The following is a 25,855-nucleotide window of genomic DNA, read 5'->3' as shown; positions in this document are numbered from 1 at the left end:
ATGCTGAGTCCGCTTTTGGAACTGAGAGGGGTGGACATGGCGGACCCACGCACCACGGCGACGAGCGTGAAGGCGCCCATAGGCCAGTACGGCGGCGGCTTCATGATCTCCAGGGAGGCCAAGGCGGTCTGTGAGGAGTACGGGCTCGGCGCGCGCGAATTCTACTTCCGCGGCCGATGCGGGGTGCTCGGCGAGTGCGACGCCGACGTGGTCACCTCGGTCGCGGTGTTCTTCCCGCCCGCCCACGTCGAGGAGAGCTGGAACGGCGGGCGCAAGCTGCCCGTGGACAGGGCCGTCGAGCTCTACACCGAGGTCTGCCACGCCTGGGGACGGCGCAGGATCGGCCACTTCGACGGCTGCGCCAGGATCGCCGAGCTGCTCGAACCCGTCGTTCGGCAGGCCTCGATGATCGGGGCGCCGCTGGCCGCGGGATGGCGGTCCGTGCCGCTGCCCGACGACCCGCCGGGGCGCGCCACGCAGCTGATGCACGTCGTGCGGGAGCTGCGCGGCGGCCTGCACGCCAACGCGGTGATCGGGGCGGGGCTCCGGCCGCTGGAGGCCACGCTCGCCAGCGAGCACGACGCCACGCCGTTCGGACTGGTGACCGGCGCCGACATCGCGAGGTTCTTCGAGTGGCCCGAGCCCTATCCGGCGCCGCCACCGGACGTGGTGGCGCGAAGGGCGGCGGCGGAGAAGGCCACCGACGATCTCATGGCATCGGCATTTTCGGTTCTCAATGACAGCGAATCGGACGAGCTCATCGAGCTTCTGCGTTTTGGGCACGCGCATTGACCTGGCAGACTGACCTGCCATGGACGTGGACATCTGGGCCTGGGTCGGCGAAACCCAGCAGCAGCTTTCTGAAGCGGGCAACGTGGGGCTCGCCATGGCGCTGGGAGACCTACCCGCACAGGCCTACGAGGGCCGTTTTCCCCAGCTCGACGTGATGGCCCCGGCCATCGCCCAGCAGGCGGAGGCCCTGGAGCTGCCCTGGCTCGAGTTCTACGCCCGTTACTGGCATCTGCTGGGCCGGGTCGGCGACCGGGCTCAGGGCGCGGTCGCCATCGGCGACGCCGAGCAGCTGCTGGCGTTCGCCCAGCGCGAAGGCGTGCGCGACTGCCCGTCCACCCCGGCGGCGGTCGAGGCGCTGGCGATCGCGTGGGCCAACGCCGACGGCCCCGGTTACGCGACCGAGCGCCTGGAGACGCTGGGCGCGGTGATCGACGAGCTCCAGCCCGCCGATCCCGCCTACACCGGGCTCGTCACCCAGTACGTGGCCGCCCTCGTCGACGCGGGCAAGGCCGCAGAGGCCGTCAGCTACGCCGAGGCCGCCGTCGAGCGGCTGCGCGCCGCCGGCCGCCAGGCCAGCTGGGAGCTCGGCGCCGAGAGCGCCCGCGCGCTGCTCGCCGCCGGCCGCGCCGAGGACGCGCTGGCCGCGCTGCAGGCGGCGGGCGACTTCCAGGCCGACGACCCGGTGGCCAAGGCCCGACGCGACGGCGTGCGCCGCGCGCTGATCCTGGCCACGCTCGGCCGCATCGCCGAGGCCGTCGACGCGCTGCCCGACCTCGACGTGGTCGGCGAGCACCCGCGCTCCTGGGTCGAGTGGTCGCAGGCGGTCGGCAAGCTGGCCGGCTCCACCCAGATCACCAACACCTGGCAGCTCGGCCGCGTGCTCCGCCAGTGGGTCGACTACTTCGGCATGATGGGCGGCTATCGCGCCCGCGTGGAGCTCGCCCTGGTCGCCGGTGACCTGGCGCTGGCCAGGCAGGGCGTCTGGCAGGCCCGGCTGCTGGCCGACCTCGCCGAGTCGAGCACCGCCGAGCTGCGCGAGAGCGAGGGCCTGGCCGAGCGCATCGCCGCGCTGCGCGCCGCCGCCGACGCCACCCCGGAGCCGGAGGCGCCCGGTCCGGTGGACGAGCGGGTCGCCTACTTCGACGCCGCCGACGGCTACAACGCCGACCCCGAGCGGTGGGTCGGCTGGCTGGCCCCGCTCTCGGGCCAGGACCTCGAGACCACGCGCCGCCACACCACCACGCTCGGCTACCTGGGCTACCCGGCGACGGGCGCCGACATCTACTGGAAGCGTCTCGTCGACACCGGCGACATCGCCACCGCCGACGCCGAGGACATCGCGTTCCTCACCACGTTGCTCATCGAGGCCAGGCAGGACGAGCGGCTGGAGCAGATGGCCGCGATGCTCTCGCACGACCAGCAGCATCTCGCGCTGGCCCGCCTGCACAGCGCCCGCGAGCGCTGGGCCGAGACGCTGGACGCGGCCGAGCACGCCGTCGCCGCCGGGGCCGGCCTCGACGCCCGCCGCATCGTCGCCGGCGCGGCCCAGCAGCTCGACGAGAACGCCAGAGGCGCCGACGTGCTGCACGAGGTCCTCGACGAGCTGACCGAGGAGGACGTCTGGCGCATGATCGTCATGGCCACCTCGGCCGAAGACTGGGACACCGTGCGCAAGGGCGCGGCCAAGATCGGCATGCCGGTCAAGTCGACCGAGGGCCCGATCGAGGAGGAGATGGGCCTCATCAGGGTCATCCTGCCCGCGCCCGACGGCGGCCAGCGCCAGGTGCTGTCCATCCGCACCGGTCCCGCCACCGCCAGGCTGGCGCTGCCGCAGCCGCGCGGCATGGACTACAACGCGGGCGACCTGGTCGTGTTCGACCCGCAGCTGCTGGAGCCGGTCCCCGAAGACCCGGAGGAGCAGCAGAACTTCGTGCCGCCCTTCGCCGCGGTGCGCATCCTCCGGCCCGGCGGCTACACCAGCTACTTCTTCGACGGCGCGGCGCCGAGCGAGTCGGACTGGGCGGAGTTCACCGAGGTCATGGCCGAGCGCGGCTGGCCGATGTGGGTCTACAGCGACGAGAACTACACGGTCACCCACCCGACCGGCGGCGATCCGCTGCCGGGCGTGTTCGGCTGGGTCGCGGTGCCGCCCGGCGTGTCGGCGGTCGAGGTCGACGCGCTGCTCGACGACGCCACCGAGCGCTGGTCGCATCCGCTGGCCTGGCTCGACCTGGCCCGCGAGGTCGATGTCGAGGTGGAGCGCCACGAGCGCATCGTCAAGGAGTACGGGCTCTAGCATGCTGCGGAGCTTCAGTCTCGAGGGCAAGGTGGCCGTCGTCACCGGCGCGTCCTCCGGGCTGGGCGTGGCCTTCGCGCGGGGGCTGGCCGAGGCCGGGGCCGACGTGGTGGTCGGCGCCCGGCGTCTCGACCGGCTGGCCGACACGCGGCGGCTGGTGGAGGAGGCCGGCCGCCGGTGCCTGGCCGTGCGCACCGACGTGACGCGCGTGGAAGACTGCGACGCGCTCGTGGCGGCGGCCGTCGCCGACCTGGGCGCCGTCGACGTGCTGATCAACAACGCCGGCGTGGGCACCGCGGTGCCCGCCCTGCGGGAGACGCCGGAGGAGTTCCGGCAGGTGATCGACATCAACCTGCTCGGCACCTACTGGATGGCCCAGGCGTGCGCGCGGGTGATGCGGCCCGGGTCGTCGATCGTCAACATCGGCAGCGTCCTCGGCGAGACGACGGCGGGGCTGCCGCAGGCGGCCTACAGCGCGTCGAAGGCCGCGGTGATCGGGCTGACCCGCGACCTGGCCCAGCAGTGGACCGGGCGGCGCGGGATCCGGGTCAACTGCCTGGAGCCGGGGTTCTTCGAGTCCGAGATGACGTCGCAGTACAAACCCGGCTACGTGCAGCAGATCGTGGAGCGGCGGGTGCCGATGGGCCGGGCCGGCGACCCCGCCGAACTCGTGGCGGCCGCCGTCTTTCTGGCGAGTGACGCGTCGTCGTACATCACCGGTGTGACGCTTCCTGTGGACGGCGGGTTTCTGATCACCTGATAGCTTGCGCTCTTGGCCCGGGTTTCGGGTTCCGTTATGGCGGGATTTGGGAGGGACGATGCAGGACATCGACAGGCTGGCGGCGGTGATCCGGGACGAGCGGCCCTGGGGGGGCTTCGATCGGTTCACGCTCAACGAGACGTCCACCGTGAAGATCATCGACGTCGCGCCCGGCCAGCGGCTCAGCCTGCAGCGCCACGAGCACCGCGACGAGCTGTGGGTCGCCCTCGACGCGGGCTGTGTCTTCGAGGTCGACGGGCAGCGGCTGGAGCCCGAGGTGGGCGAGCGCATCCTCATCCGCCGTGGGCAGGCCCACCGGCTCAGCTCCTCCGGCCCGGCCACCCGCATCCTCGAGATCGCCTTCGGCCACTTCGACGAGGACGACATCGAGCGTCTCGAGGACGCCTACGGCCGTTCCTGACGCTCGGCGGGCGTAAAGGCCACTGAGGGCGGTCTCCACCACCGCGTCCGCGTAGGCGGCCGCGGAGGCCGTGCTCGGGCTGGTCGGCAGCGATGACCCGCCGCTGCGGCTGCTGCTCGGGAGCATGGTGTACGACCTCGCGTTCGACCTGTCGCGGCGGCTGATGGCCACCTGGGAGGCGTGGGAGGCGGTGAGCCGGGCGGCCGGGCACGCCGTCCCGCGGCCCGGCTCGTGAGGCGGTTCGGCGGGCCGTCAAGGTCCACACCCTTGTCCGGCGGTGTTCTGGGCTCTATGTTCGTTGCGTAGTCCGGTGTTTGTTGCGTAATAGGGAACAACCGGAGGGCGCATGGTGAGCCAGCCTCGTTTGGTGATCATTGGAGCCGGCATTGTGGGCTGTGCCCTGGCCGACGAGCTCGCTTCCCGGGGGTGGACCGACGTCACCCTGGTCGACCAGGGACCGCTCTTCGCCACCGGCGGGTCGAGCTCGCACGCCCCGGGCCTGGTCTTCCAGACGAACCCGTCCAAGACGATGACCGAGTTCGCCTCCTACACGGTGCGCAAGTACACCGGGCTCAGCCTCGCCGGGCGCCCCTGCTTCGACCAGGTCGGCGGGCTCGAGGTGGCCACCACCCCCGAACGCTGGACCGACCTGCACCGCAAGCTGGGATGGGCCGAGTCCTGGGGGGTCGAGGGCGAGCTGGTCGACACCGACCGGTGCTTGGAGCTCTGGCCGATGCTCGACCGGAGCCTGGTCCTGGGCGGCTTCCACGTGCCGAGCGACGGGCTGGCCGCCGCCGTCAGGTGCGCGGAGGCGCAGGCGCGCCGGGCCGCGGAACGCGGGGCGAGGCTGCTGCCGCGGCACACCGTGGTGGGCGTCGAGCAGAAGGGCGGCCGGGTCACCGGAGTCGCGGTGGAGGCCGGAGGCTCGAAATACCAGATCATCCCGGCCGACGTGGTCGTGTGCGCCGCCGGCTTTTGGGGGCCGACCGTCGGGAGGATGGCCGGGCTCACCGTGCCGCTGCTGCCACTGGCCCACCAGTACGCCAAGTCCGGGCCGCTGGCCGTACCGGAGGGGCCCATCCTGCGGCACCAGGATCGCGACCTCTACTTCCGCGGCCACGGCGACCGCGTCGGCATCGGGTCCTACTCGCACCGGCCGATGCCGGTCGAGCAGCACGAGATCGGGCCGAAGGGCACCGTGATGCCATCGGTGCAGGCGTTCACCGAGGAGGACTTCGAGCCGGCCTGGCGGGACGCCGTCGAGCTGCTGCCCGCGCTCGGCGAGTCCAAGTACACCGACGGCATCAACGGGATCTTCTCGTTCACCCCCGACGGCTTCCCGCTCATCGGGGAGGCGCCGGAGCTGGACGGGTTCTGGCTGGCCGAGGCGGTCTGGGTGACGCACTCCGCCGGTGTCGCCAAGGCCGTGGCCGAGCTGCTGGTCGACGGATGTTCGGGCTTCGACCTGCACGAATGTGAGCTCAGCCGGTTCGAGAAGGTCCAGCTGGCCCCGGCCTTCGTCGAGGAGCGCGGCAGGCAGAACTTCGTCGAGGTCTACGACGTGATCCACCCGCTGCAGCCGATGGAGTCGCCGCGGCCGATGCGGACCAGCCCGTTCTACCCGCGCCAGCGCGAGCTGGGCGCCGCCTTCCTGGAGGCGGCGGGGTGGGAGCGGCCGCACTGGTTCGAGGCGAACCTCCCCGCGCTGGAGGATCTGGTCCGGCGGCGGCGCAGCGGCATGGAGGCGCCCGAGGAGGCGCGGGGGATGGCCGTCGAGCCGCTGCTCGGCGTGGCGCAGCGGGGGGAGTGGGCCGCCAGGCACTGGTCGCCGGTCGCCGCCGCCGAGTCCTTCCTGACCAGGGCGAAGGTCGCCCTCTACGACATGACGCCGCTCAAGCGGATCGAGGTGCGCGGGCCCGCGGCGGCCTCCTTCCTGCAGCACCTGACCACCAACAACGTGGACAAGAAGCCCGGCTCGGTCACCTACTCGCTGCTGCTCGACGCCCGTGGCGGAGTCCGCTCGGACCTGACGGTGGCGCGGCTGGCGGAGGACCGGTTCCAGGTGGGCGCCAACGGCAACCTCGACCTCGACTGGCTGAGCCGCCACGCGCCCCGCGACGTGCAGGTCCGCGACATCACGCCGGGCACCTGCTGCGTGGGCGTGTGGGGGCCACTGGCCAGAGATCTGGTCCAGCCGCTCACGGACATGGACATGTCCCACGAGGGCTTCCGCTACTTCACCTGCAAAGAGGGATATGTCGGGCAGGTCCCGGTCATCGCCATGCGCGTGTCCTACGTGGGGGAGCTGGGCTGGGAGCTCTACACCACCGCCGACCTGGGCCTCAAGCTCTGGGACACCCTCTGGGCCACCGGCCTGCCGATCGCCGGAGGCAGGGCCGCGTTCAACAGCCTGCGCCTGGAGAAGGGCTACCGGCTCTGGGGCGTCGACATGACCCCCGAGCACAACCCGTACGAGGCGGGGCTGGCGTTCGCCGTGCGCGATGACAAGGACTTCCTCGGCCGCGACGCCCTGTCCGCCGACATCACGCGCAAGCTCGTGCCGCTGCTCAGCACCGAGGTGGTGATGGGCAAGGAGCCGGTACGGCACGCGGGCCGTACGGTCGGATATGTCACCAGCGCCGCCTACGGGCACACGATCGAGCGGCCCATCGCGTACGCCTGGTTGCCGATCGAGCTGACCACTCCCGGGACACATGTCGATATTTCCTACTTCGGGCGGCGGGTCCCGGCCGAGGTCGCCGCCGAACCGCTGTTCGACCCCAAGATGGAGAAGATCAGACGTTGACCCACCCCGACTTCCTCTGGCGCAACCCCGACCCCAAGCCCTCCTACGACGTGGTCATCGTGGGCGGTGGCGGACACGGCCTGGCCACCGCCTACTACCTGGCGCGAAACCACGGCCTGACGAACGTGGCCGTGCTGGAGAAGGGCTGGCTGGCGGGCGGCAACATGGCCCGCAACACCACGATCATCCGCTCCAACTACCTGTGGGACGAGAGCGCCGCGATCTACGAGCACTCGCTCAAACTGTGGGAGGGACTGAGCGAGGAGCTCGACTACGACCTGCAGTTCAGCCAGCGCGGCGTGCTCAACCTGGCGCACAGCCTGGGCGACGTGCGCGAGGGCAGGCGGCGGGTCAACGCCAACCGGCTCAACGGGGTCGACGCCGAGTGGCTCGACGCCGACGAGGTGAGGAAGTTCTGCCCGATCGTCAACGTGTCCTCCGGCGCCCGCTACCCGGTGATGGGCGCGACCCTGCAACGACGCGGCGGCATCGCCAAGCACGACCACGTGGCCTGGGCATTGGCCCGCAAGGCCGACGCCCACGGCATCGACCTGATCCAGGGGTGCGAGGTGACCGGCTTCGACATCACGGACGGCCGGGTGCGGGCCGTGCGGACCTCGCGGGGCCGGATCGCGGCCGAAAAGGTGGCGCTGGCCTCCGCCGGGCACACCTCCGTGCTCGCCGAGCGGGCCGGGATCCCGCTGCCGCTGCAGTCGCACCCGCTGCAGGCGCTCGTCTCGGAGCTGCTGGAACCCGTGCTCGACTGCGTGGTCATGTCCAACGCCGTGCACGTGTACGTGAGCCAGGCGCACAAGGGCGAGCTGGTCATGGGGGCGGGGATCGACTCGTACAACTCCTATGGACAGCGCGGCGCGTTCCACGTGATCGAGGCGCAGATGGCGTCGGCGCTGGAGCTGTTCCCGATCTTCAGCCGGGTGCGGGTGCTGCGGACCTGGGCCGGCATCGTGGACGTCTCGCCCGACGCCTCGCCGATCATCGGCCGCACTCCCGTCGAAGGGCTGTACATCAACGCGGGGTGGGGCACCGGCGGTTTCAAGGCGACCCCCGGCTCCGGCTGGGTCTACGCGCACACGATCGCGCACGGCGAGCCACATCCGCTCGCCGAGCCGTTCGCGCTCGAACGGTTCACCACGGGCGCGCTCATCGACGAGCACGGCGCGGCCGCCGTAGCGCACTGAAGGGGACGCGCCGATGCTGCTGATCGACTGCCCGCACTGCGGGCCACGCGACGAGAACGAGTTCCGGTACGGCGGCCAGGCCGGCATCGCCTACCCCGAGCGGCCCGCGGAGCTGACCGACGACGAATGGGCCGGGTACGTGTTCCGGCGCGACAACCCCAAGGGCTGGTTCCACGAACGCTGGTTCCACGCGCACGGCTGCCGCACCTGGTTCACCGTCGAGCGGCACACCGTCACCCACGAGATCCGGAAGGCGCGATGACCCGTCTCCCTTCGGGCGGTCTGGTCGACCGCTCGGTCACGCTGTCGTTCCGCTTCGACGGCCGCCCGCTCCACGGGCACCCCGGCGACACCCTCGCCTCCGCGCTGCTCGCCTGCGGGGTGCGCGTGGTGGGACACAGCGTGGAGCTGGGACGGCCGCGCGGCGTCTTCTCGGCGGGCGCCGAGGAGCCCAACGCGCTGGTCCGCGTGGGGGCCGATCCGATGGTGGCCGCCACCACGGTCGAGCTGTACGACGGGCTGGAGGCGTGGAGCCTGCGCGGCAAGGGCCGGGTGGACCCCGACGCGGGCGACGACCGGCGCTGCGACAAGGGCTACCTGCACTGCGACGTGCTGGTCGTCGGCGGCGGGCCCGCGGGGCTGGCCGCGGCGCTGGCGGCGGGCGCGACGGACGCCCGCGTCATCCTGGTGGACGACCAGCCGCGGCTCGGCGGTGACCTGCTGAGCAGCCGCGTGCGGCTCGACGGGGCCCGGGGCCTCGACTGGGCGGTGCTGGCGGGCGCGCGGCTGGCCGCCCTGCCCGAGGTCAGGGTCCTGACGCGGACGACCGCGATCGGCTACTACGACCACAACTATGTGGTGGCCGTCGAGCGGCGCGCCGGCGGCGAACGACTGTGGCACTTCCGGGCGCGCAGGGTCGTGCTCGCGACCGGCGCGCACGAGCGGTCGCTCGCGTTCCCCGGCAACGACCGGCCCGGCGTCATGCTCGCCTCCGCCGCCCGCGCCTACGCCAACCGGTACGGCGTGCGTCCCGGCCGCCGGGCCGTCGTCTTCGCCTGTGCCGACTCCGGCTACGAGGCGGTCCACGACCTGGTCGCCGCCGGAGTGGAGATAGCGGAGATCGTGGACCCGCGCGCGCCCGGCGGCGAGGTCGTCACCGGCACCACCGCCGACGCCGACGGGCTGCTCGACGGCGTGCGGATCGGGTCACGGCACGTCGAGGCCGACCTGCTGGCCGTGGCGGGCGGCTGGAACCCTGCCGTGCACCTGTTCAGCCAGTCGCAGGGCACGCTCCGCTTCGACGAGGGGGCGCAGGCGTTCGTGCCGAACGTGTCGGCGCAGGCCGAGCGGTCGGCGGGCGCGTGCCGGGGCGTGTACGGCACGGCCGAGGCGATCGAGGACGGCTTCGCCGCCGGGGCCCAGGCCGCCCGGCAGGCGGGATTCGCCTCCGGCAGGGTCCCCCGGGTGCCGGAGAGCGACGAGCGAGCCCTACGGGCCCCGGCGGCGCTCTGGCTGACCGTCCCCGGCGGCGCCGAGTCCGGTGGTGCCTGCACCGGTGGTGCCGGGTCCGGTGGCGCGGAGTCCGATCACGGCGAGCCTGGCGGTGGCTGTACCGGTGGTGCCGGGTCCGGTGGCGCGGAGTCCGATCACGGCGAGCCTGGCGGTGGCTGTACCGGTGGTGCCGAGTCGGGCGAAGGCGAGCCGGCCTTCGCCGACCTGCACCGGGACGTCACCGTGGCCGACCTGGCCAGGGCCGCCGGGACCGGCATGCGCTCCGCCGAGCACGTCAAGCGTTACACCACCGCGGGCACTGGCGCCGACCAGGGCAAGACCTCCGGAGCCGTGGTGGCGGGCGTGATGTCCGCGTTGCTCGGGGTCACGCCCGGCCAGGTGGGCGGCACCACGTCCCGCCCGCCGTACACGCCGGTGTCGTTCGCGACCCTGGCGGGACGCGACCGCGGCCCGCTGTCCGACCCGGTCAGGACGACCGCCATGCACGGCTCGCACCTGGCCAGGGGAGCGGTGTTCGAGGACGTCGGGCAGTGGAAGCGCCCCTGGTACTTCCCCCGCGACGGCGAGACGATGCGCGAGGCGGTGCTGCGCGAGTGCCGCGCGGCCCGCACCGGGGTCGCCGCGATGGACGCCTCCACGCTCGGCAAGATCGACATCAGGGGCGCGGACGCGGGCGGGTTCCTCGACCGGATCTACACCAACCTGTACTCCACGCTCGCGGTCGGAGCCTGCCGCTACGGGGTGATGTGCACCGCAGACGGGATGGTCTTCGACGACGGCACCACGAGCCGGCTCGGCGACGACCACTACCTGATGACCACCACGACGGGCAACGCGGCGGCCGTGCTCGACTGGCTGGAGGAATGGCACCAGACCGAGTGGCCCTCGCTCGACGTCTCGTTCACCTCGGTGACCGACCACTGGGCGACGGTCGCGGTGGTCGGACCGGGGGCCCGCGAGATCCTCTCCGTGATCGCGCCGGACGCCGCCGGGCTGGCGTTCATGCGGCACACGGCCGCCGAGGTGCTCGGGGTCGAGGGGCGGGTGTTCAGGATCAGCTTCTCGGGCGAGCTCGCCTACGAGGTCAACGTGCCCTGGGGGTACGGCCGGGGGCTCTGGGAGGCCGTCCTGGACCTGGGCGCGGTGCCGTACGGGACCGAGACCATGCACGTGCTGCGGGCCGAGAAGGGGTTCGCCATCGTCGGCCAGGAGACCGACGGGACCGTCACCCCGCAGGACCTGGGGCTGTCCTGGCTGGTGTCGAAGCGCAAGCCGGACTACGTGGGCCGTCGCTCACACGCGCGGCCGGACACCTCACGCGACGGCCGCAAGCGGCTCGTCGGGCTGCTCGCCGACGATCCGGAGACCTGCGTGGAGGAGGGGGCGCAGGTGGTGGCGGGACCCGCCGACCGGGTCATGCTCGGACACGTGACCTCCGGTTACGCCAGCGCGACGCTCGGTCGGCCGTTCGGCCTGGCCATGGTCCGCGACGTCGCGACCGGTGACCGGCTCATGGCGGTCTCGGGTGAGGCCGCCGTTCCCGTGACGGTGGTGGAACCCGTCTTCTACGACCCGGACAACACCCGGCGCGACGGCGTCCCGGAGCCCACCACGCCGCCGGACGCCTCGCCAGGCACGCCGCCGGACACCTCATCGGCCGGCTCCCCGGGCGGGTCGCCTGGCCGTTGCGGGGACGCGGCGTGTCCCGCGGAGAGCCCGGCGGCCGGGTTCGCGGAGCGCTTCGCGGCGGCGAGCGGCGAGCGGGTGCGGCTCCGCGAGGCACCCTTCACGCCGATGTGGGAGGTACGCGGCACGGGTCCCGGCGTGGATCCCGGCGTGGATCCCGGCGTGGATCCCGGCGTGGATCCCGGCATGGATCCCGGTAAGGGGCCCGGCGCGGGGCCGAGCATGGATCCCGCCACAGGGCCGGGCATGGGGCCGGGTGTGGGGGCCGATACGGGTCTCGGCGCGGGGGCGTACCGGGTGCTTCGGCTGGGGCCCGCGTGGTGGTTGGTGGTGGGCGGGCTCGACGGGCGGCCGGGGTGGGTGGACGTGTCCGGGCAGCGGACCGTGCTGGAGCTCGACGGCCCGGGCGCCCTGGACGTCCTGATCACCGGGTGCCCGATCGACCTGCACCCCTCCGTGTTCACCGGGCACGCCCAGACGCTGCTCGGCAAGGCCCCGGTCGTCCTGGAGCGGACGCCGTCCGGCTACCGCGTCTACGTGCGCTCGTCGTTTACGGCATACGTGGCCGAATGGCTACTTGACGCGATGGCGGGAGATTTGGGGATTTTGGGGTAGTAGCTGTACCTAGGCTTTACGAAAACTTAAGTCTGGGAGATAGTGTGCGCTTTCGTGTTGGTTTGGCCGGATTAGCGGTAGTGGCGGCGCTCACCGGATGCGGGGAGCTGGAAGCGCAGATCGGGGCGGACACCGGCACCGCCACCGACGCGACGGGCTCCCACTCCAAGGGCGACATCACCGACGCCCTCAAGAAGCTGGACAAGCTGGCCGTCAAAGGCCGAGCCCCGCGCACCGGGTTCGAACGTGACAAGTTCGGCCCCGCCTGGGCGGACGTCGACCGCAACGGCTGCGACACCCGCAACGACATCCTCAAGCGAGACCTGAGCGACGAGACGTTCAAGCCCGGAACCCACGACTGCATCGTGCTCACCGGCATCCTCAAGGACCCCTACAGCGGCAAGACCATCTCCTTCAAGCGTGGCCAGGACACCAGCACGGCGGTCCAGATCGACCACCTGATCCCGCTTTCGGACGCCTGGCAGAAGGGCGCCCAGCAGTGGACGGCCACCAAGCGCAAGGAGTTCGCCAACGACCCGCTCAACCTGCTCGCGGTCGACGGTCCCCTGAACGGCCAGAAGAGCGACTCCGACGCCGCCACCTGGCTCCCTCCGCGCAAGGCGTACCGGTGCGCGTACATCGCCCGTCAGATCGACGTGAAGGCGAAGTACGACGTGTGGGTCACCTCCGCCGAGAAAGCCGCCATGAAGGGCATTCTGGACGCCTGCTGACGGACCGGATCGCGCCGGGAGACCGGCGCGATCCGGGGACGTCATCCGGGACCGTCCGGGGACGTCATCCGGGACCATCCAGGACCATCCAGGGACGTCTTCTGGGGACCATTCAGGGATGTCATCCGGGGGAGGCCGTCCGGGGATGTCATCCCGGGAGGACGTCAGTCATCGTCGGAGCCGTGGTCGTCGGAGCCGTGGTCGTCCGAGCCACCCCGGTGCCTGGAGTCGTCGACGTGCTCCTGCTCGTGCTTGAGGACCTTCCCGGTCGCCGCGTCGACGTCGAGCTCGTGCTCCACGTCGCCCTTGACCAGCTCGACCTCCCACACGTCCGGCTTCTGGCCCCGCTTGTCGAGGGACACCTCGTCGATCCATCCGCCGGGCACCTGCTTGTGCGCGATCTGGATGGCCTGCTCGGCGGTGACCTTGGGCGCGGCGGCCGTCGCGGCCGCCTGCTGGGATGGAGCCGTCGTGGCGGCGACGGCGACGGCCGCGCTTCCGCCCGCGATGAGGAAGGTGACACCGGTCCCGATTACGATGATTCTCTTTGTGATCCGCATGCCCCCTAGCGAACCGTGATGGCCGGTAACAGCGCGCTAAGGAGCGGTTAACACCACGTCCACGATCGCCCCGCCTCCGGCGGCGGGCGAGACCGACAGCGAGCCGCCCGACGACTCGGCCGTGCGGCGGGCGATGTCGAGGCCGAGACCGGTCGAGCCGCCCGCGCTGTCCCCGCGCCTCGACAGCGCGGGGTCGAACCCCGGCCCCCGGTCGCTCACGGTCAGCACGGCGCCGGAGTCGCGCGGCACGAGCCGTACGGCGAACGGAACACCCTCGGGGGTGTGCGCGAAGACGTTGCCGAGCAGCGCGTCCACGCACGCCGCGAGATCGGTCGCGCCCACCGCCACGGGCACGGGCGCGTCCGGCAACGACACCGACACCTCGCGGCCCTGGTCTTCGGCCAGCACCGACCAGAAGCGCACCCGCTCGCTCACCACCGCCGTCGCGTCGCAGCTCTCCCGCCCGGCCGAGCGGCGGCGGGCGTCGGTGATGACGGCGCTCACGGCCCGCTCCAGCGCGTCGACCCGGGCCCCGACCCTGGCCGCCTCCTCCGGGTCGCGCAGCGCCTCCACGTCGAGCCGCAAGCCTGTCAGCGGGGTGCGCAGCCGGTGCGACAGGTCGGCCACCGACTCCCGCTCCGCCGCCAGCAGGTCGTCGATGCGGGTGGCCAGGTGGTTGAGGGCGAGGGCCACCGACCGCACCTCGGGTGGCCCTCCCGGCTCGGCCCGCGCGGCCAGGTCGCCCCCGGCCAGCCGGTGGGAGACGCGGGCCAGCCCGTCCATCGGCCTCGTCATCGCCAGCGCCAGCCGGTCGGCCAGCACGATGCCCAGCAGCACCAGGGCCAGCCCCAGGATCAGCAGCGCCGCCCAGGCCGCCTGGACGCCCCGCGTCAGCTCGGCGTCGCTCACGAAGACCCTGATCACCGCCGTGCCCTCGGGAGTCTGGGCCGACGACAGCACCTCCCTGCCGCCGGTGGTCTCGGCGGTGACGCTCCGGCCGGTCGCGGCCAGGCGTACCGCGTCGGAGCGGGGAGCGCCGGCGCCCAGGGTCCGGCCGTCCGGCAGGAACACTGTCACCGGCCGCGGCACCTGCCCGACCGCCAGCGCCAGGTCCGGAGTGCCGATGGCGACGCTCACCGACTCGGCGGCCGCGGTGGCGCGGTTCATCGCGCCGTTCTCCGCCACGGACCGGATCAGCACCGCCATCGGCACCAGGAGCGCGATCAGCACCAGCGAGGTGGTGGCCGCCACCAGCAGCGCCAGCCAGCGCCTCATGACAGCCTCATGATGGCTCCGCCAGTTTGACCCCGACTCCGCGCACGGTGTGCAGGTAGCGGGGCTCCGCGGCGGTCTCGCCCAGTTTCCTGCGCAGCCACGACAGGTGGACGTCGACCGTCTTGTCGGCGCCGCCGTAGGGGAGCTGCCACACCTCGGTGAGCAGCTGCCGTTTGCTCACCACCTCCCCGGACCGGGTGGCGAGGTAGTGCAGCACGTCGAACTCGCGCGGCGTCAGGTCGAGCTCCTGTCCGTCGAGCGTGGCCGCCCGCGCCCGCGGGTCGACGCGCAGCCCGCCCACTCTCAGCGGCTCGGCGGCGGGCTCCGCGCCCGCGCGCCGCAGCACGGCCCTGATCCGCGCGTCCAACTGCGCGGCACTGTACGGCTTGACCACGTAGTCGTCGGCGCCGGCGTCGAGCACCGGCACCATCTCGGAGTCCCCGTCGCGGGCCGTCGCGACGATCACCGGCACCCGGCTCACCGCGCGCAGCATGCGCAGCAGCTCCACGCCGTCGAGATCGGGGAGTCCCAGGTCGAGCACGATCAGGTCGGGACGGTCGTCGACGGCCAGCCGCAGCCCCTCGAACGCCGTGGGCGAGGAGGAGACGGCATGGCCGAGCTCCCGCAGGCCGCGGCTCAGTGCGCTGCGGATCGCCACGTCGTCCTCGATGAGCAGGATGTCAGCCATATGGGGAAACCGTAGACGGTGAAACACGATGCATGGTGCGCTCTTATCATCGCCTTAACCAGGCATTAGCCGCAGATGGGGGAAACTGGCGCAGTGAAGCGACTCGTGCTGGCCTGGGTGGTCACGGCGATAGCCGCCACCGGCGCCGCCGTGGCGGTGCTCGGCCTGCTCGGCAGCGCTCTCACCGGCTCCTCCGGCCGCGTGCTGAGCCAGGGAGAGATCCGTGCCGCGCTCTCCTCCGTCACCCCGCGCCCGGCCACGCCATCGGCCGCCCCATCCACGACCCCGTCCGTGACCTCGTCCGTGACCTCGTCAGTGACACCGTCGGACACCTCGTCGGCCTCCCCGTCGGTGACGTCCCCCGAGACGAGCTCACCTCCCGCCCCCCGCGAGGAGCTGATCCGTACGGCCGGCGGCACGGTCATCGCCTCGTGCGAAGGCGACGAGGTGACGCTGCGGTCGTGGAGCCCGGCCCAGGGCTACTCCGTCGACGGCGTCGAGCCCGGCCCGCGCCACGAGGCCAAGGTGGAGTTCGAACCCGACGAGGGGGAGGAGGTCGAGGTGCGCATCGGCTGCTCGGCGGGCCGTCCGGTCACGCTTCGGCACTGAGCGCGGTCTTCGTCAGCTCGGCCTGCCGCCGGATCTGTGCCATCACGATCGGGTTGACTCCCTTGGCCTCGAACACGGTCACCATCTCGTCCATCACCGCGTTGGCCCGGCCCAGGTCGCCCTGCCGGGCCTCGGCCCTGGCCAGGCGGCGCATCACCATGTTCAGCGTGATGTTGTCGATGGTCGCGTCGCGGGCCACCTCGGTCAGCTGCTCGATGCCCTGCTTGGGGTCCGGCGGCCGGATCCGCAGCCGCTTGCCCGGGGTGAGCGCCTTGAAGCCCCGCTCCGCGTTCAGGCCCTTGACCATGCGGGCGTAGACGGCCAGGCGGTGCCCGCCGTGCCTGTCGATCAGCTCGTCCAGCGCCTCGTTGCCGGCGCGCAGCGACGGTGAGTCGGAGCCGAGCAGCGAGAACAGCTTGCCCTGCTCCTCGCCCAGCATCAGCTCGGCCACCTGGTGGTCGTCGGCGCTGACCGGATAGCGCACCCTGACCAGGCAGGACGGGGAGACGATGCGCGAGCCGTCGGCGGCGATGTACTGCCCGCGGACGTGATACTCGCCGGGCTGCTGGAAGTAGTGACCGTCACGTCCGTGCCCGATGTAGGCGCTCCGGTACATGGCCGGGTTGCCCGCGTCGAGCCGCACCTCGTTCGACGAGTCGACGCAGTGCCGCATCATCGGCTGGTAGAGCAGGGTCCGGCCGTCTGGCCGGGTGATGCAGATCTGGGTGAACTCGGTGTCGGGGTGCAGGTGGCTGTGCGTGGTGCGCGGCTCGCCCGTGGCCGACAGCTTGAGCTCCACCACGACCGGCTCGCCGAAGCCGAACCACTCCTTGGCCCGCACCTCCAGCCGCAGCCCGGAACGGTCCTCGACGGGCTGCTCGAACGGGGTGATCTCGGCCGCGCCGGTGCCGAACGCGTTGGCGCCCATCGCCACGTCACGGTAGAACCCGTGCCGCAGGTGCACCAGCTCCGGATCGGTGAACTGGAAGGGGAACGCCGACCAGTAGCCGATCTCGCCGCCGGGCCGGTAGTTCTGCACGTAGTTCATCCACGACAGGTCGCCGAAGCCGCCGTCGGGGCCGAGCGGCTGGGGCGGGGTGGCGAGGTTCTTCTGCCACGAGTGCAGCAGGTTGAAGGCGTGTCCCAGCTCGTGCACGTACGTGCGCAGCTGCGCCCGCTGCGCCTGCGGCGTGCCGCCCTTGATGGCGTCGTAGAACACCGCGGCCCCCTGCCGCTGGTGCGCGTCGTTGTAGTCGAACATGATGCCCCGGTAGCCGCCCACGTGCCTGCTGGCCACCAGCAGCCACACCCGCCAGGCCACGGCGTCGCTGAACCCGCCGAACTGCTGCGTCATCGCGTGGTGCAGCTCGGCGTCGTCCCACGCCAGGTCCGCGCCCGACCCGTCGACCGGGATCACGCCCGGCTGGGCCACGGTCAGCCGGATGCCCGCCTCCGCGTACGCCTCGGCCACGCCGAGATCGCGGGCCACGGTGCCCGGCGGGCAGGGCAGCGCCCCGGTGTTGTAGGCGATGAACGGCTCGGTGCCCGTCACCGAGTCCTGCTCCAGGAGCACGCTGCGGAAGTACGGCGAGGCGTAGGCCACCGGGTAGGAGTGCCCGCCGACCACGGCCGTGCCCGTCCCGTGGCTGATCGTGACGCTGACGTCCTTGACCGGGGCGTCGAAGGTGAAGGCGCCCCGCCCGTCGATCCGCGCCTCGTCACCCTCCGCCCGCACGGCGGGGGAGTTGACCACGAACGAGCCGACGTAGGCGGTGGTCGCGCCCGACACGGAGAACACGTCGCCGCTGAGCCGGCCGGTGGGCCGGGTGCCGTCCACGTCGATGCGGAGCTCCAGGCGCGCGTCGCCGTCCTGACCCTGATACAGCCCGCTGATCATGGGAAGCTCCCTGGGAAATCGATGTGGGGGTACATCGGGGAGACTTCTCCCGGCAGCGGACGCTGTCAACGGCCTCCGCGAACATGAAGCGCCCCGAGCAACTCCTCCGACGCCTTGGTGATCGTCTCCACCGCCCGGTCGAACGCCTCGGCGTTGTGCGAGGCGGGCGCCCGGAACCCGGAGATCTTGCGGACGTACTGCAGGGCCGCCGCCCGGATGTCCTCTTCGGTCACGTCCTCGGTGTAGGGCGGGCGCAAGGTCTTGATGCTTCTGCACATGCTCTAACGGTAATGGCCGAGTTGCCGGCTGATCTCCCGCGCGCCTTCGGCCAGCAGCTCGCCCACCTCCGGCAGCCGGTCCGGAGTGAGCCGGTAGGACGGCCCCGAGGCGCTCACGGCGGCCACCACCGAGCCGTCGCCGCCCACGATCGGCGCGGCGACCGCGTTGAGCCCGACCTCCAGCTCCTCGACCGTGCAGGCCCAGCCGCGCCGCCTGACCAGGCCGAGCTCCAGCCGGTCGGGGTCGGTGACGGTCGCGGGCGTGTAGCGCTCCAGCCTGTGCGGCAGCGGCAGCGTCCCGAACGCCAGCAGCACCTTCCCGCTCGACGTCGCGTGAGAAGGGGTGCGCTGCCCGACCCAGTTGTGACCGCTGATCGCCGAGGGGCCGCGCACCTGCGTGATGTTGACCGTGTCGCCGTCCTGCGGCACCGCGATGTTGACCGTCTCGCCGACGGCCTCGGCCAGCCGCAGGCACACCGGCCTGCTCGCCCGCGACAGGTCGAGCTGGGCCGCGGCCGCGCCCGCCAGGCGCACCACGCCGAACCCGAGCCGGTAGCGCCCGCGCGAGCCGTTCTGCTCCACGAGCCCGCCCTGCTCCAGCGCCGACAGCAGCCGGGACGCCGTCGACTTGTGCACGTCGAGCTCGACCGCGAGATCGGTCACCCGCGTCGAACCCTCCCGGGCCAGGATCTCCAGGATCGTGATCGCCCGGTCGACTGACTGAACGGAGGTGCTCATAGCGCAACAGACTAAACTGTCGGTGCGTGGTGAGACCCTCTCCGCAGGCCAGAGAAGATCGCCTATTCCGACGGCACCCCCTGCTGGGCCCAGCTCCTCACCCGCGACGCCGCCGCCGCGGGGCGCTTCTACACCGCGCTCCTCGGCTGGGACTGCCGAGACCAGGGCGGCTGGGCGATGGCCCGCCTGCGCGAGCGCCCGGTCGCCGCCATCACGCCCCATCCCGAGGCCGACGACCCGGCGCTGTGGACCGTCTATCTGGCGACCTCCGACCTCGGGGCCGCGCTGACCAGGGTCGAGGCCGCCGGAGGCTGGCTCCTGGAGGGGCCCCTGGCCGACTACGCCCTGGTGGCCGAGGCGCGTGAGCTGGGCGCCGACGTGCCGGTGGAGCCGTTCGACACCCCTCGCGGGCGCGTCGCCGTCGTCACCCACGCGGCGGGCGGCGGCATGGTCAGCCTCCGCCAGGCACCGGGCTGAGCTCGGCGCCGAAGTCGTGGGCGATCTTCCGCAGCCCCTCGGCCAGCTCGCCCCGGTCCAGCGCGTCGATGCGCTCGGCCGGTCCCGACACCGACATCGCGGCCACCACCCGGCCGGCGCCGCGCACCGGCACCGCCAGGCAGTGCACGCCCAGCTCCTCCTCGCCCAGGTCCATCGCGTAGCCCCGGTCCCTGACCCGGTCCAGCTCGGCCAGCATGGCGTGCACCTCGGTGATCGTGTTGGGCGTTCGGCGCGGCATCCCGGTGCGCCCCAGCAGTGTGACGGCCTCCTCGGTGGTCCGGCCGGCGAGCAGCACCTTGCCCACGGCCGTGCTGTGCGGCAGCACCCGCCTGCCCACCTCGGCGAACATCCGCAGCCTGCGCGGCGACTGCGCCTGCGCCACGTAGACAATGAAGTCGCCCTCGAGCACCGCCAGGTTCGCCGTCTCGCCCGACAGCTCCACCATCCTGGTCAGGTACGGCTGCGCCCACTCGCCGACCATGCCCTCGGCGATGCCGCCCAGCCGCACCAGGCCGCCGCCCAGCGCGTAGCGGCGGCCGGAGTCCTGGCGCACGTAGCCCCGGGTGAGCAGGGTCTGCAACAACCGGTGGATCGTCCCGTACGGCAGGCCCGTCCTGGCGGCGATCTCCGACAGGCCCGCCTCGCCGCCGTGTTCGGCCAGCGCCTCCAGCACGTCGAGCGCCCGCTCGACCGACTGCACGCTCATGCGCTCACCACGCTCATCGTGCTCACCACGTTCATCGTGCTCACTGCGCTCATCGTGCTGACCGCGCTCAAAGCGAGACTCCGCGCAGCGAGGCGTCCAGAACCTCGGCCGTGTGCGCCACCCTGATCGTGGCGCCGCCCCGCCGCATGGCCGCGGCGATCTGCATCGTGCAGCCCGGGTTGGCCGACACCAGCAGCTCGGCGCCGGTCGAGCCGACCGCCTTGGCCTTCCGGTCGCCCAGGTCGCGGGCCGCCTCGGGCTGGAAGATGTTGTACGTGCCCGCCGAGCCGCAGCAGATGGCCGACTCGGGCACCTCGCGCAGCTCCAGCCCGGGGATGCCGCGCAGCAGCTCGCGCGGCTGGGCCCGGATGCCCTGGGCGTGGGCCAGGTGACAGGCGTCGTGGTAGGCCACGGTGAGCGGCAGCGGATGCCGCTCGGCGACCGGGCCCAGCTCGGCGAGAAACTCCGACAGGTCCATCACCCTGAACCCCGGCTCGGCGCCGAGCAGCTCGCCGTACTCCTTCATCGACGACCCGCACCCGGCCGCGTTGACCACGACCGTGTCGACCCCGGCCTTCCCGAACGTGGCGACCGTCCGCCGGGCCAGCCGCCTGGCCTGGTCCGCCCGCCCGGCGTGCACGCTGAGCGCTCCGCAGCAGCCCTGCCCGGCGGGGATGACCACGTCGCAGCCCTCCAGCGCGAGCACTCGCGCGGTGGCCGCGTTGACCTGCGGGAAGAACTCACCCTGCACGCACCCCGTCAGCATGCCGACCACGGCCCTGCGCTCGCCCCTGGCCCTGACCAGGCGCGGCATCCGCTGCCGGTGCCGCACCCGCGGCGCCAGCCCGGCCATCGCGCCCAGGCTCGGATGCGCCCGCTCCAGGAACGGCGCCAGCCGTTCGGCCAGCCACATGCCGGGCCGGAGCAGCCTGAGCCTGCGCGGGTAGGGGAACAGGCTGAAGACCAGCCCGCGCACCGCCCGCTCCCGGGGCTCGCGCACGTGCACCCGTTCGACCTCGGCCCTGGTCTGCTCGATCAGCCGGTCGTACTTCACGCCCGACGGGCAGGCGGTGACACAGGCCATGCACCCCAGGCAGGCGTCGAAGTGCCCGGCCATCTCGGGGGTCACCGGGGTGCCCTCGACGTGCTGCTTCATCAGGTGGATCCGGCCGCGCGGAGAGTCCATCTCCTCGCCCCACAGCACGTACGTGGGGCAGGTCGGCAGGCAGAAGCCGCAGTGCACGCAGTCGTCGATCAGCTCCGGGTCCATGTCAGATCCCTCCCACGAAGCGACCGGGAGACATCCTGCGCCCCGGGTCGAACCGTTCCTTGACCCGGCGCATCAGCGGCAGCGCGCCGATGTGCCCCCACCGCTCCACGCTCTCGTACGGCGAGGCCAGCACGGTCACCCCGCGCACCCGATCCCGCAGCCCGGCCACGGCGCCCGCCAGCGCCTCCTCGGTGACCTCGCCCCGGGGCGCCAGGTGGAGACGGCCGGACACCGGCGAGCCGCGCAGCCGGAATCCGGCGTCGCGGGCGGCGTCGAGCACCGCGTCCAGGCCGGCCGGCAGGAACCTCGCCTCGACCAGCACCTCGTCCACCGGGCGGCGCTCCACCGAGGCCTGGTCGGGTGGCGCCTCGTCGGGGGAGCGGCCTCCGGCCGGGGCCTCGTCGCCGGGGAGCAGCCCCCACCAGGACGGCGGGCCCGCCGTGACCTCGCCTCCTCCCGCCAGCTCGCGCAGCGCGAGGGCCCGCGGCTCGGCCGCCGAGCCCTCGACCAGCGCCGCCAGCGTCATCGGCCCCGCGGGATCGGGCCGGTCGATCTCCACGGCGCTGGGCTCGGCCTGCGACGCCGCCAGCGCCGCGGTGAGCTCCCGCACCCGCTCGGGAGCCACCCGCGTCACCAGCCAGCGCCGGTCGGCCGGCAGCGGGTGCAGGCGGAACGTGGCCTCGGCGATCACGCCCAGCGTGCCGTACGAGCCCGTGAAGAGCTTGCCCAGGTCGTAGCCCGCGACGTTCTTGACCACCTTGCCGCCGGACCGGGCGATCGTCCCGTCGGGCAGCACGACCGTGATGCCGATCAGCAGGTCGCGCGGCGTGCCGTAGCGGAAGGCGCGCGGCCCGGCCGTCGCGGTGGCGAGGGTGCCGCCCACCGTGGCGCCGGGCGGGACGTCGAGCGCCAGCTCCTGACCCTCGGCGGCGAGCGCGGTGGCCAGCGCGTCCATCGTCACCCCGGCCTGGGCGCGCACCACCAGGTCACCCGAGGCGTGCTCCAGGATCTCGTTCAGGCAGCACAGGTCGAGCAGCACGTCGCAGCGCTCGGGCGGGCGGCCCCAGTGCAGCTTGGTGCCGCCGCCGACGGGCGCCAGCGCGAGGTCCTGCTCGGCGCAGACGCGCAGCACCGCCGAGACCTCCTCGACCGTCTCCGGCAGCGCCACCCAGCGCGGCTCCACGCCGGCCACCGCGTCGCCCGAGTCGGCGTCCCTGACCGTGACCCCGGTCTTGTCCAGCTGCTCGCGCGACATCAGAACTGCTCCGCCCTGCCGGACTCCACCAGCGGGTGCACGCCCTTGCGCACGCCCGGCACCTCGCCGCAGAGGCGCGGCGTGGGGAACACCTTGCCCGGGTTGGACAGGCCACGGGGGTCGAAGGCGCACCTGACCAGCTGCATGGTGTCGAGATCGTCCTCGGAGAACATCCTCGGCATGTATCTCGCCTTGTCCACCCCGACCCCGTGCTCGCCGGTGATCGACCCGCCGTGCTCGATGCACAGGTCGAGGATGGCGCCGGAGACCGCCTCGGCCCGCTCGCCCGCCCCCGGCTCGGCGTCGTCGAACAGCACCAGCGGGTGCAGGTTGCCGTCACCGGCGTGGAACACGTTCGCCACCCTGATGCGGTGCTCCGCCGACAGCCGGTCGATGGCGGCCAGCACCCTCGGCAGCGCGGTGCGCGGCACCACGCCGTCCTGCACGATGTAGGCCGGGCTGATCCTGCCCACGGCCGCGAACGCCGACTTGCGGCCCTTCCAGATCGCGGCCCGCTCGGCCGGATCGGCCGCCACCCGCAGCTCGAACGCCCCCGAGCAGATCTCCCGCAGCCGGGCGAACTGCCGGGTCACCTCGGCCTCGGGCCCGTCGAGCTCCACGATCAGCACCGCGCCGGCGCCCTCGGGATAGGAGCAGGCCACCGCCGCCTCGGCCGCCTCGATGGACAGCGCGTCCATCATCTCGATCGCGGCCGGCACGATGCCCGCCCCGATGATCGCCGACACCGCCGTGCCGCCCTGTTCGATGCTCTCGAACGCCGCCAGCACCGTGGTCACGCTCTCGGGGGCGCGGCTGAGCCGTACCGTGATCCTGGTGGCGATGCCCAGGGTGCCCTCCGACCCGACGAACGCGCCCAGCAGGTCGTAGCCCGGGTCCAGCAGGTCGAGCGTGACCAGGTCGCCGTCGGGGGTGACGATCTCGCAGGCTTCGACGTGGTTGACGGTGAAGCCGTATTTCAGGCAGTGGGCGCCGCCGGAGTTTTCCGCCACGTTGCCGCCGATCGAGCAGACCTGCTGGCTGGACGGGTCGGGGGCGTAGTAGTAGCCCTGGTCGCGCACCGCCTCGGTGATGGCCAGGTTGGTGACGCCCGGCTCGACGACGGCCCTGCGGTTGGGCAGGTCGATCTCCAGGATGCGGCGCATCTTGGAGGTGACGATGAGCACGCCGTCCTCGCGGGGCAGCGCGCCGCCGGACAGCCCGGTGCCGGAGCCGCGGGCCACGAACGGCACCCCGAACTCGTTGCACAGCCGCACCACCCGCGCCACCTGCTCAGCGGTCTCCGGCAGCACGACGACGCCCGGGGTGGCCCGGTGATAGGTGAGGCCGTCGCACTCGTAGGTGCGCAGCCGTACCGGATCGGTGATCACCGAGTCGGCGGGTAGCGACGAGCGCAGCGCCGCCGTCAGCGGGTCGAGCGCGGCGGTCGCCGGCGGGGCGTCTCCAGCACGCATGAGTCTCCAGGTCGCCCGTTTCCGGTCTCAGTCCATCTCTGGTTATACCCGTCCGCTTATGTCCGGTGCTGATACACCGGACATAAGCGGAAATTTCTTTATGTATGGGTTTCTATGGCATCCGAGCGTACGCGGGCAGGGTCAGGAAGTCGGCGAAGTCGTCGTCCAGCGCGACCTCCTTGAACAGCGCCGTGGCCTGCGTGTAAAGGTCCTCGTCGTAGCCGGGCTCGGTGGCGATCTTGGCCAGCTCCTCCGCGATGATCTGCTCGACCAGCGCCTTCGTCACGGTCGCGCCGGTGTCGGCGAGCGTGATGTCGTTGTGGATCCACTGCCAGATCTGCGAGCGGGAGATCTCGGCCGTTGCGGCGTCCTCCATGAGGTTGTGGATCGCCACCGCGCCGAGCCCGCCCATCCAGGCGGCCAGGTAGCGCAGCGCCACGTCCACGTTGTTGCGCAGCCCCGCCTCCGTGATGTCGCCGGGCGTCTCCGACACGGCCAGGAGGTCGGCGGCCGAGACGCCGACGTCCTCGCGCTTCCTGTCGAGCTGGTTGGGCCGGTCGCCGAGCACGCCGTCGAACACCTCGCGGCAGATCGGCACCAGGTCGGGGTGCGCCACCCACGAGCCGTCGAAGCCGTCGCCCGACTCGCGGGTCTTGTCGGCCCGGACCTTCTCCAGCGCCACGGCGTTGACCTCGGGATCGCGCCGCGACGGGATGAACGCCGCCATGCCGCCGATCGCGTGGGCGCCGCGCTTGTGACAGGAGCGCACCAGGAGCTCGGTGTAGGCCCGCATGAAGGGCGCGGTCATCGTGACGGCGTTGCGCTCGGGCAGCAGGAACTCGCGGCCCCGGGTGCGGAACTTCTTGATCACGCTGAACAGGTAGTCCCAGCGGCCCGCGTTGAGCCCCGCCGAGTGCTCGCGCAGCTCGTACAGGATCTCCTCCATCTCGAACGCGGCCGGGTACGTCTCGATGAGGACGGTCGCCCTGATCGTCCCTCGCGGGACGCCGAGGAGCTCCTGCGCGCGGACGAACACGTCGTTCCAGAGCCGCGCCTCCTGGTGCGACTCGATCTTGGGCAGGTAGAAGTAGGGGCCCTTGCCCTTGGCGAGCTGCCGCTGCGCGCAGTGGAAGAAGTAGAGGCCGAAGTCGAACAGCGAGGCCGAGACGGGCCGCGAGCCGACCTGGGCGTGCTTCTCGTCGAGGTGCCAGCCACGCGGCCGGACCACGATGGTGGCCAGCTCGTCGTCCGGCCTGAGGGCGTAGGACTTGCCGCCCGACTCGAAGTCGATCGTCCGGTCGAGCGCGTCGCGCAGGTTGAGGTGGCCGCTGACGCAGTTGGCCCAGAGCGGGGAGTTGGCGTCCTCGAAGTCGGCCAGCCAGACCTTGGCGCCCGAGTTGAGCGCGTTGATCGTCATCTTGCGGTCCACCGGGCCGGTGATCTCGACCCGGCGGTCCTCCAGACCGGGGGCGGGCGCGGCCACGCTCCACTCGCCCTCCCTGATCTCCTTGGTCTCGGGCAGGAAGTCGAGCGTGCCGCCCGCCGAGAGCTCGGCCTGCCGCGCCTGCCGGGCCTCCAGCAGCTCCAGCCGCGTGGCGCCGAACTCCCGCTGGAGAGTCCCCACGAACTCCAGCGCCTGCGGCGTGAGGATCTCGTCGAACCGCTCAAGGATCGGGCCGGTGATCTCCATGTCTTCTCTTTCCGCTATGTGGAAAACAAGTTCTGGATTATGGAAGTGAAGCTACTTTACCCGGCACAGCCCGGTCAAAGCCCAGGGGGGCCCTCGGGGCG

Annotated in this window: 23 protein-coding genes; 12 read left to right on the top strand and 11 right to left on the bottom strand. The window is 72.3% G+C overall.

Going from position 1 to position 25,855, the window contains the following annotated elements; all coding sequences use genetic code 11:
- Positions 1-36: 36 nt before the first annotated feature.
- The 10 genes from AB0C16_RS19955 (at position 37) to AB0C16_RS19910 (ending at position 12,818) form a co-directional block, all read left to right on the top strand.
- Entirely contained in the window at positions 37-792 is a 756-nt protein-coding gene (locus AB0C16_RS19955) for a hypothetical protein (protein ID WP_357684890.1), read from the top strand.
- 19 nt (positions 793-811) lie between these two features.
- The gene (locus tag AB0C16_RS19950; RefSeq protein ID WP_357684888.1) at positions 812-3,088 is read left to right on the top strand and encodes a tetratricopeptide repeat protein; all 2,277 of its coding nucleotides are present in this window, start codon (positions 812-814) and stop codon (positions 3,086-3,088) included.
- Position 3,089: 1 nt separating this feature from the next.
- Positions 3,090-3,848 (top strand): glucose 1-dehydrogenase, encoded by a 759-nt coding sequence (locus AB0C16_RS19945; RefSeq protein WP_357684886.1) that lies wholly within the window; start codon positions 3,090-3,092, stop codon positions 3,846-3,848.
- Positions 3,849-3,906: 58 nt separating this feature from the next.
- The gene (locus tag AB0C16_RS19940) at positions 3,907-4,269 is read left to right on the top strand and encodes a phosphomannose isomerase type II C-terminal cupin domain (RefSeq protein ID WP_357684884.1); all 363 of its coding nucleotides are present in this window, start codon (positions 3,907-3,909) and stop codon (positions 4,267-4,269) included.
- Positions 4,270-4,339: 70 nt separating this feature from the next.
- Complete coding sequence (locus AB0C16_RS19935; RefSeq protein WP_357684882.1) at positions 4,340-4,504, top strand: hypothetical protein; 165 nt, start codon at positions 4,340-4,342, stop codon at positions 4,502-4,504.
- A 111-nt stretch (positions 4,505-4,615) separates the two neighbouring features.
- Entirely contained in the window at positions 4,616-7,075 is a 2,460-nt protein-coding gene (locus AB0C16_RS19930; protein ID WP_357684880.1) for an FAD-dependent oxidoreductase, read from the top strand.
- Positions 7,072-8,274 (top strand): sarcosine oxidase subunit beta family protein, encoded by a 1,203-nt coding sequence (locus tag AB0C16_RS19925; protein WP_357684878.1) that lies wholly within the window; start codon positions 7,072-7,074, stop codon positions 8,272-8,274. The genes AB0C16_RS19930 and AB0C16_RS19925 overlap by 4 nt, the downstream gene beginning before the upstream one ends.
- A gap of 13 nt (positions 8,275-8,287) precedes the next feature.
- On the top strand, positions 8,288-8,536 hold the full coding sequence (locus AB0C16_RS19920; protein WP_357684876.1) for a sarcosine oxidase subunit delta: 249 nt from the start codon (positions 8,288-8,290) through the stop codon (positions 8,534-8,536).
- Positions 8,533-12,087, top strand: coding sequence for a 2Fe-2S iron-sulfur cluster-binding protein (locus AB0C16_RS19915; protein WP_357684874.1), 3,555 nt, complete (start codon positions 8,533-8,535; stop codon positions 12,085-12,087). Before AB0C16_RS19920 ends, AB0C16_RS19915 begins: the two co-directional genes overlap by 4 nt.
- 62 nt (positions 12,088-12,149) lie before the next feature.
- Entirely contained in the window at positions 12,150-12,818 is a 669-nt protein-coding gene (locus AB0C16_RS19910; RefSeq protein WP_357684872.1) for an HNH endonuclease family protein, read from the top strand.
- 164 nt (positions 12,819-12,982) lie between these two features.
- On the opposite strand, the gene AB0C16_RS19905 is transcribed toward AB0C16_RS19910, so the two are convergent.
- Genes AB0C16_RS19905 through AB0C16_RS19895 form a run of 3 tightly spaced genes read right to left on the bottom strand, consistent with a single transcriptional unit; the run spans position 12,983 to position 15,341 of the window.
- Entirely contained in the window at positions 12,983-13,378 is a 396-nt protein-coding gene (locus AB0C16_RS19905) for a PepSY domain-containing protein (RefSeq protein ID WP_357684870.1), read from the bottom strand.
- Between the two features lie 36 nt (positions 13,379-13,414).
- The gene (locus tag AB0C16_RS19900; RefSeq protein WP_357684868.1) at positions 13,415-14,653 is read right to left on the bottom strand and encodes a HAMP domain-containing sensor histidine kinase; all 1,239 of its coding nucleotides are present in this window, start codon (positions 14,651-14,653) and stop codon (positions 13,415-13,417) included.
- Between the two features lie 7 nt (positions 14,654-14,660).
- A complete protein-coding gene (locus AB0C16_RS19895) occupies positions 14,661-15,341 on the bottom strand; it encodes a response regulator transcription factor (protein ID WP_357684866.1) in 681 nt (226 codons plus the stop codon).
- A gap of 93 nt (positions 15,342-15,434) precedes the next feature.
- On the opposite strand from AB0C16_RS19895, the gene AB0C16_RS19890 reads away from it, so the two are divergent.
- Entirely contained in the window at positions 15,435-15,950 is a 516-nt protein-coding gene (locus AB0C16_RS19890) for a hypothetical protein (RefSeq protein ID WP_357684864.1), read from the top strand.
- On the opposite strand, the gene AB0C16_RS19885 is transcribed toward AB0C16_RS19890, so the two are convergent.
- From AB0C16_RS19885 to AB0C16_RS19875, 3 genes are all read right to left on the bottom strand, one after another.
- Positions 15,934-17,847: a hypothetical protein gene (locus AB0C16_RS19885; protein WP_357684862.1), complete on the bottom strand. Its 1,914-nt coding sequence runs from the start codon at positions 17,845-17,847 to the stop codon at positions 15,934-15,936. The genes AB0C16_RS19890 and AB0C16_RS19885 overlap by 17 nt on opposite strands.
- A gap of 65 nt (positions 17,848-17,912) precedes the next feature.
- Positions 17,913-18,125 (bottom strand): DUF2277 domain-containing protein, encoded by a 213-nt coding sequence (locus AB0C16_RS19880; protein WP_357684860.1) that lies wholly within the window; start codon positions 18,123-18,125, stop codon positions 17,913-17,915.
- Between the two features lie 3 nt (positions 18,126-18,128).
- A complete protein-coding gene (locus tag AB0C16_RS19875) occupies positions 18,129-18,863 on the bottom strand; it encodes an IclR family transcriptional regulator (RefSeq protein ID WP_357684858.1) in 735 nt (244 codons plus the stop codon).
- Positions 18,864-18,920: 57 nt separating this feature from the next.
- On the opposite strand from AB0C16_RS19875, the gene AB0C16_RS19870 reads away from it, so the two are divergent.
- Positions 18,921-19,340: a VOC family protein gene (locus tag AB0C16_RS19870; RefSeq protein WP_357685259.1), complete on the top strand. Its 420-nt coding sequence runs from the start codon at positions 18,921-18,923 to the stop codon at positions 19,338-19,340.
- Here the strand turns inward: AB0C16_RS19870 and AB0C16_RS19865 are convergent.
- The 5 genes from AB0C16_RS19865 to aceB all read right to left on the bottom strand — a co-directional run bounded on the left by AB0C16_RS19865 (position 19,315) and on the right by aceB (position 25,754).
- A complete protein-coding gene (locus AB0C16_RS19865; RefSeq protein ID WP_357684856.1) occupies positions 19,315-20,067 on the bottom strand; it encodes an IclR family transcriptional regulator in 753 nt (250 codons plus the stop codon). The two genes, AB0C16_RS19870 and AB0C16_RS19865, sit on opposite strands and share 26 nt — an antisense overlap.
- Before the next feature lie 67 nt (positions 20,068-20,134).
- Positions 20,135-21,337: a heterodisulfide reductase-related iron-sulfur binding cluster gene (locus tag AB0C16_RS19860; protein ID WP_357684854.1), complete on the bottom strand. Its 1,203-nt coding sequence runs from the start codon at positions 21,335-21,337 to the stop codon at positions 20,135-20,137.
- 1 nt (position 21,338) lies between these two features.
- On the bottom strand, positions 21,339-22,592 hold the full coding sequence (locus tag AB0C16_RS19855) for an FAD-binding oxidoreductase (RefSeq protein WP_357684852.1): 1,254 nt from the start codon (positions 22,590-22,592) through the stop codon (positions 21,339-21,341).
- Positions 22,592-24,064 (bottom strand): FAD-linked oxidase C-terminal domain-containing protein, encoded by a 1,473-nt coding sequence (locus tag AB0C16_RS19850; protein WP_357684850.1) that lies wholly within the window; start codon positions 24,062-24,064, stop codon positions 22,592-22,594. Before AB0C16_RS19850 ends, AB0C16_RS19855 begins: the two co-directional genes overlap by 1 nt.
- Before the next feature lie 112 nt (positions 24,065-24,176).
- Positions 24,177-25,754, bottom strand: coding sequence for a malate synthase A (gene aceB / locus AB0C16_RS19845; protein ID WP_357684848.1), 1,578 nt, complete (start codon positions 25,752-25,754; stop codon positions 24,177-24,179).
- Between the last annotated feature and the right edge of the window lie 101 nt (positions 25,755-25,855).

The sequence above is a fragment of the Nonomuraea sp. NPDC048916 genome, assembly GCF_040649575.1.
In the GTDB taxonomy this organism is placed as follows: Bacteria; Actinomycetota; Actinomycetes; order Streptosporangiales; family Streptosporangiaceae; genus Nonomuraea.
The sequence above is the reverse complement of the archived record's forward strand: the minus strand, read 5'-3'. Positions and strand labels throughout refer to the sequence as shown.

Excerpts from the sequence above, each read along its gene's own strand:
- AB0C16_RS19955 (WP_357684890.1), top strand. The coding sequence starts at position 37 with ATGGCGGACCCACGCACCACGGCGACGAGCGTGAAGGCGCCCATAGGC.
- AB0C16_RS19950 (WP_357684888.1), top strand. The coding sequence starts at position 812 with ATGGACGTGGACATCTGGGCCTGGGTCGGCGAAACCCAGCAGCAGCTT.
- AB0C16_RS19945 (WP_357684886.1), top strand. The coding sequence starts at position 3,090 with ATGCTGCGGAGCTTCAGTCTCGAGGGCAAGGTGGCCGTCGTCACCGGC.
- AB0C16_RS19940 (WP_357684884.1), top strand. The coding sequence starts at position 3,907 with ATGCAGGACATCGACAGGCTGGCGGCGGTGATCCGGGACGAGCGGCCC.
- AB0C16_RS19930 (WP_357684880.1), top strand. The coding sequence starts at position 4,616 with ATGGTGAGCCAGCCTCGTTTGGTGATCATTGGAGCCGGCATTGTGGGC.
- AB0C16_RS19920 (WP_357684876.1), top strand. The coding sequence starts at position 8,288 with ATGCTGCTGATCGACTGCCCGCACTGCGGGCCACGCGACGAGAACGAG.
- AB0C16_RS19915 (WP_357684874.1), top strand. The coding sequence starts at position 8,533 with ATGACCCGTCTCCCTTCGGGCGGTCTGGTCGACCGCTCGGTCACGCTG.
- AB0C16_RS19905 (WP_357684870.1), bottom strand. The coding sequence starts at position 13,378 with ATGCGGATCACAAAGAGAATCATCGTAATCGGGACCGGTGTCACCTTC.
- AB0C16_RS19900 (WP_357684868.1), bottom strand. The coding sequence starts at position 14,653 with ATGAGGCGCTGGCTGGCGCTGCTGGTGGCGGCCACCACCTCGCTGGTG.
- AB0C16_RS19895 (WP_357684866.1), bottom strand. The coding sequence starts at position 15,341 with ATGGCTGACATCCTGCTCATCGAGGACGACGTGGCGATCCGCAGCGCA.
- AB0C16_RS19885 (WP_357684862.1), bottom strand. The coding sequence starts at position 17,847 with ATGATCAGCGGGCTGTATCAGGGTCAGGACGGCGACGCGCGCCTGGAG.
- AB0C16_RS19880 (WP_357684860.1), bottom strand. The coding sequence starts at position 18,125 with ATGTGCAGAAGCATCAAGACCTTGCGCCCGCCCTACACCGAGGACGTG.
- AB0C16_RS19875 (WP_357684858.1), bottom strand. The coding sequence starts at position 18,863 with ATGAGCACCTCCGTTCAGTCAGTCGACCGGGCGATCACGATCCTGGAG.
- AB0C16_RS19865 (WP_357684856.1), bottom strand. The coding sequence starts at position 20,067 with ATGAGCGTGCAGTCGGTCGAGCGGGCGCTCGACGTGCTGGAGGCGCTG.
- AB0C16_RS19860 (WP_357684854.1), bottom strand. The coding sequence starts at position 21,337 with ATGGACCCGGAGCTGATCGACGACTGCGTGCACTGCGGCTTCTGCCTG.
- AB0C16_RS19855 (WP_357684852.1), bottom strand. The coding sequence starts at position 22,592 with ATGTCGCGCGAGCAGCTGGACAAGACCGGGGTCACGGTCAGGGACGCC.
- AB0C16_RS19850 (WP_357684850.1), bottom strand. The coding sequence starts at position 24,064 with ATGCGTGCTGGAGACGCCCCGCCGGCGACCGCCGCGCTCGACCCGCTG.
- aceB (WP_357684848.1), bottom strand. The coding sequence starts at position 25,754 with ATGGAGATCACCGGCCCGATCCTTGAGCGGTTCGACGAGATCCTCACG.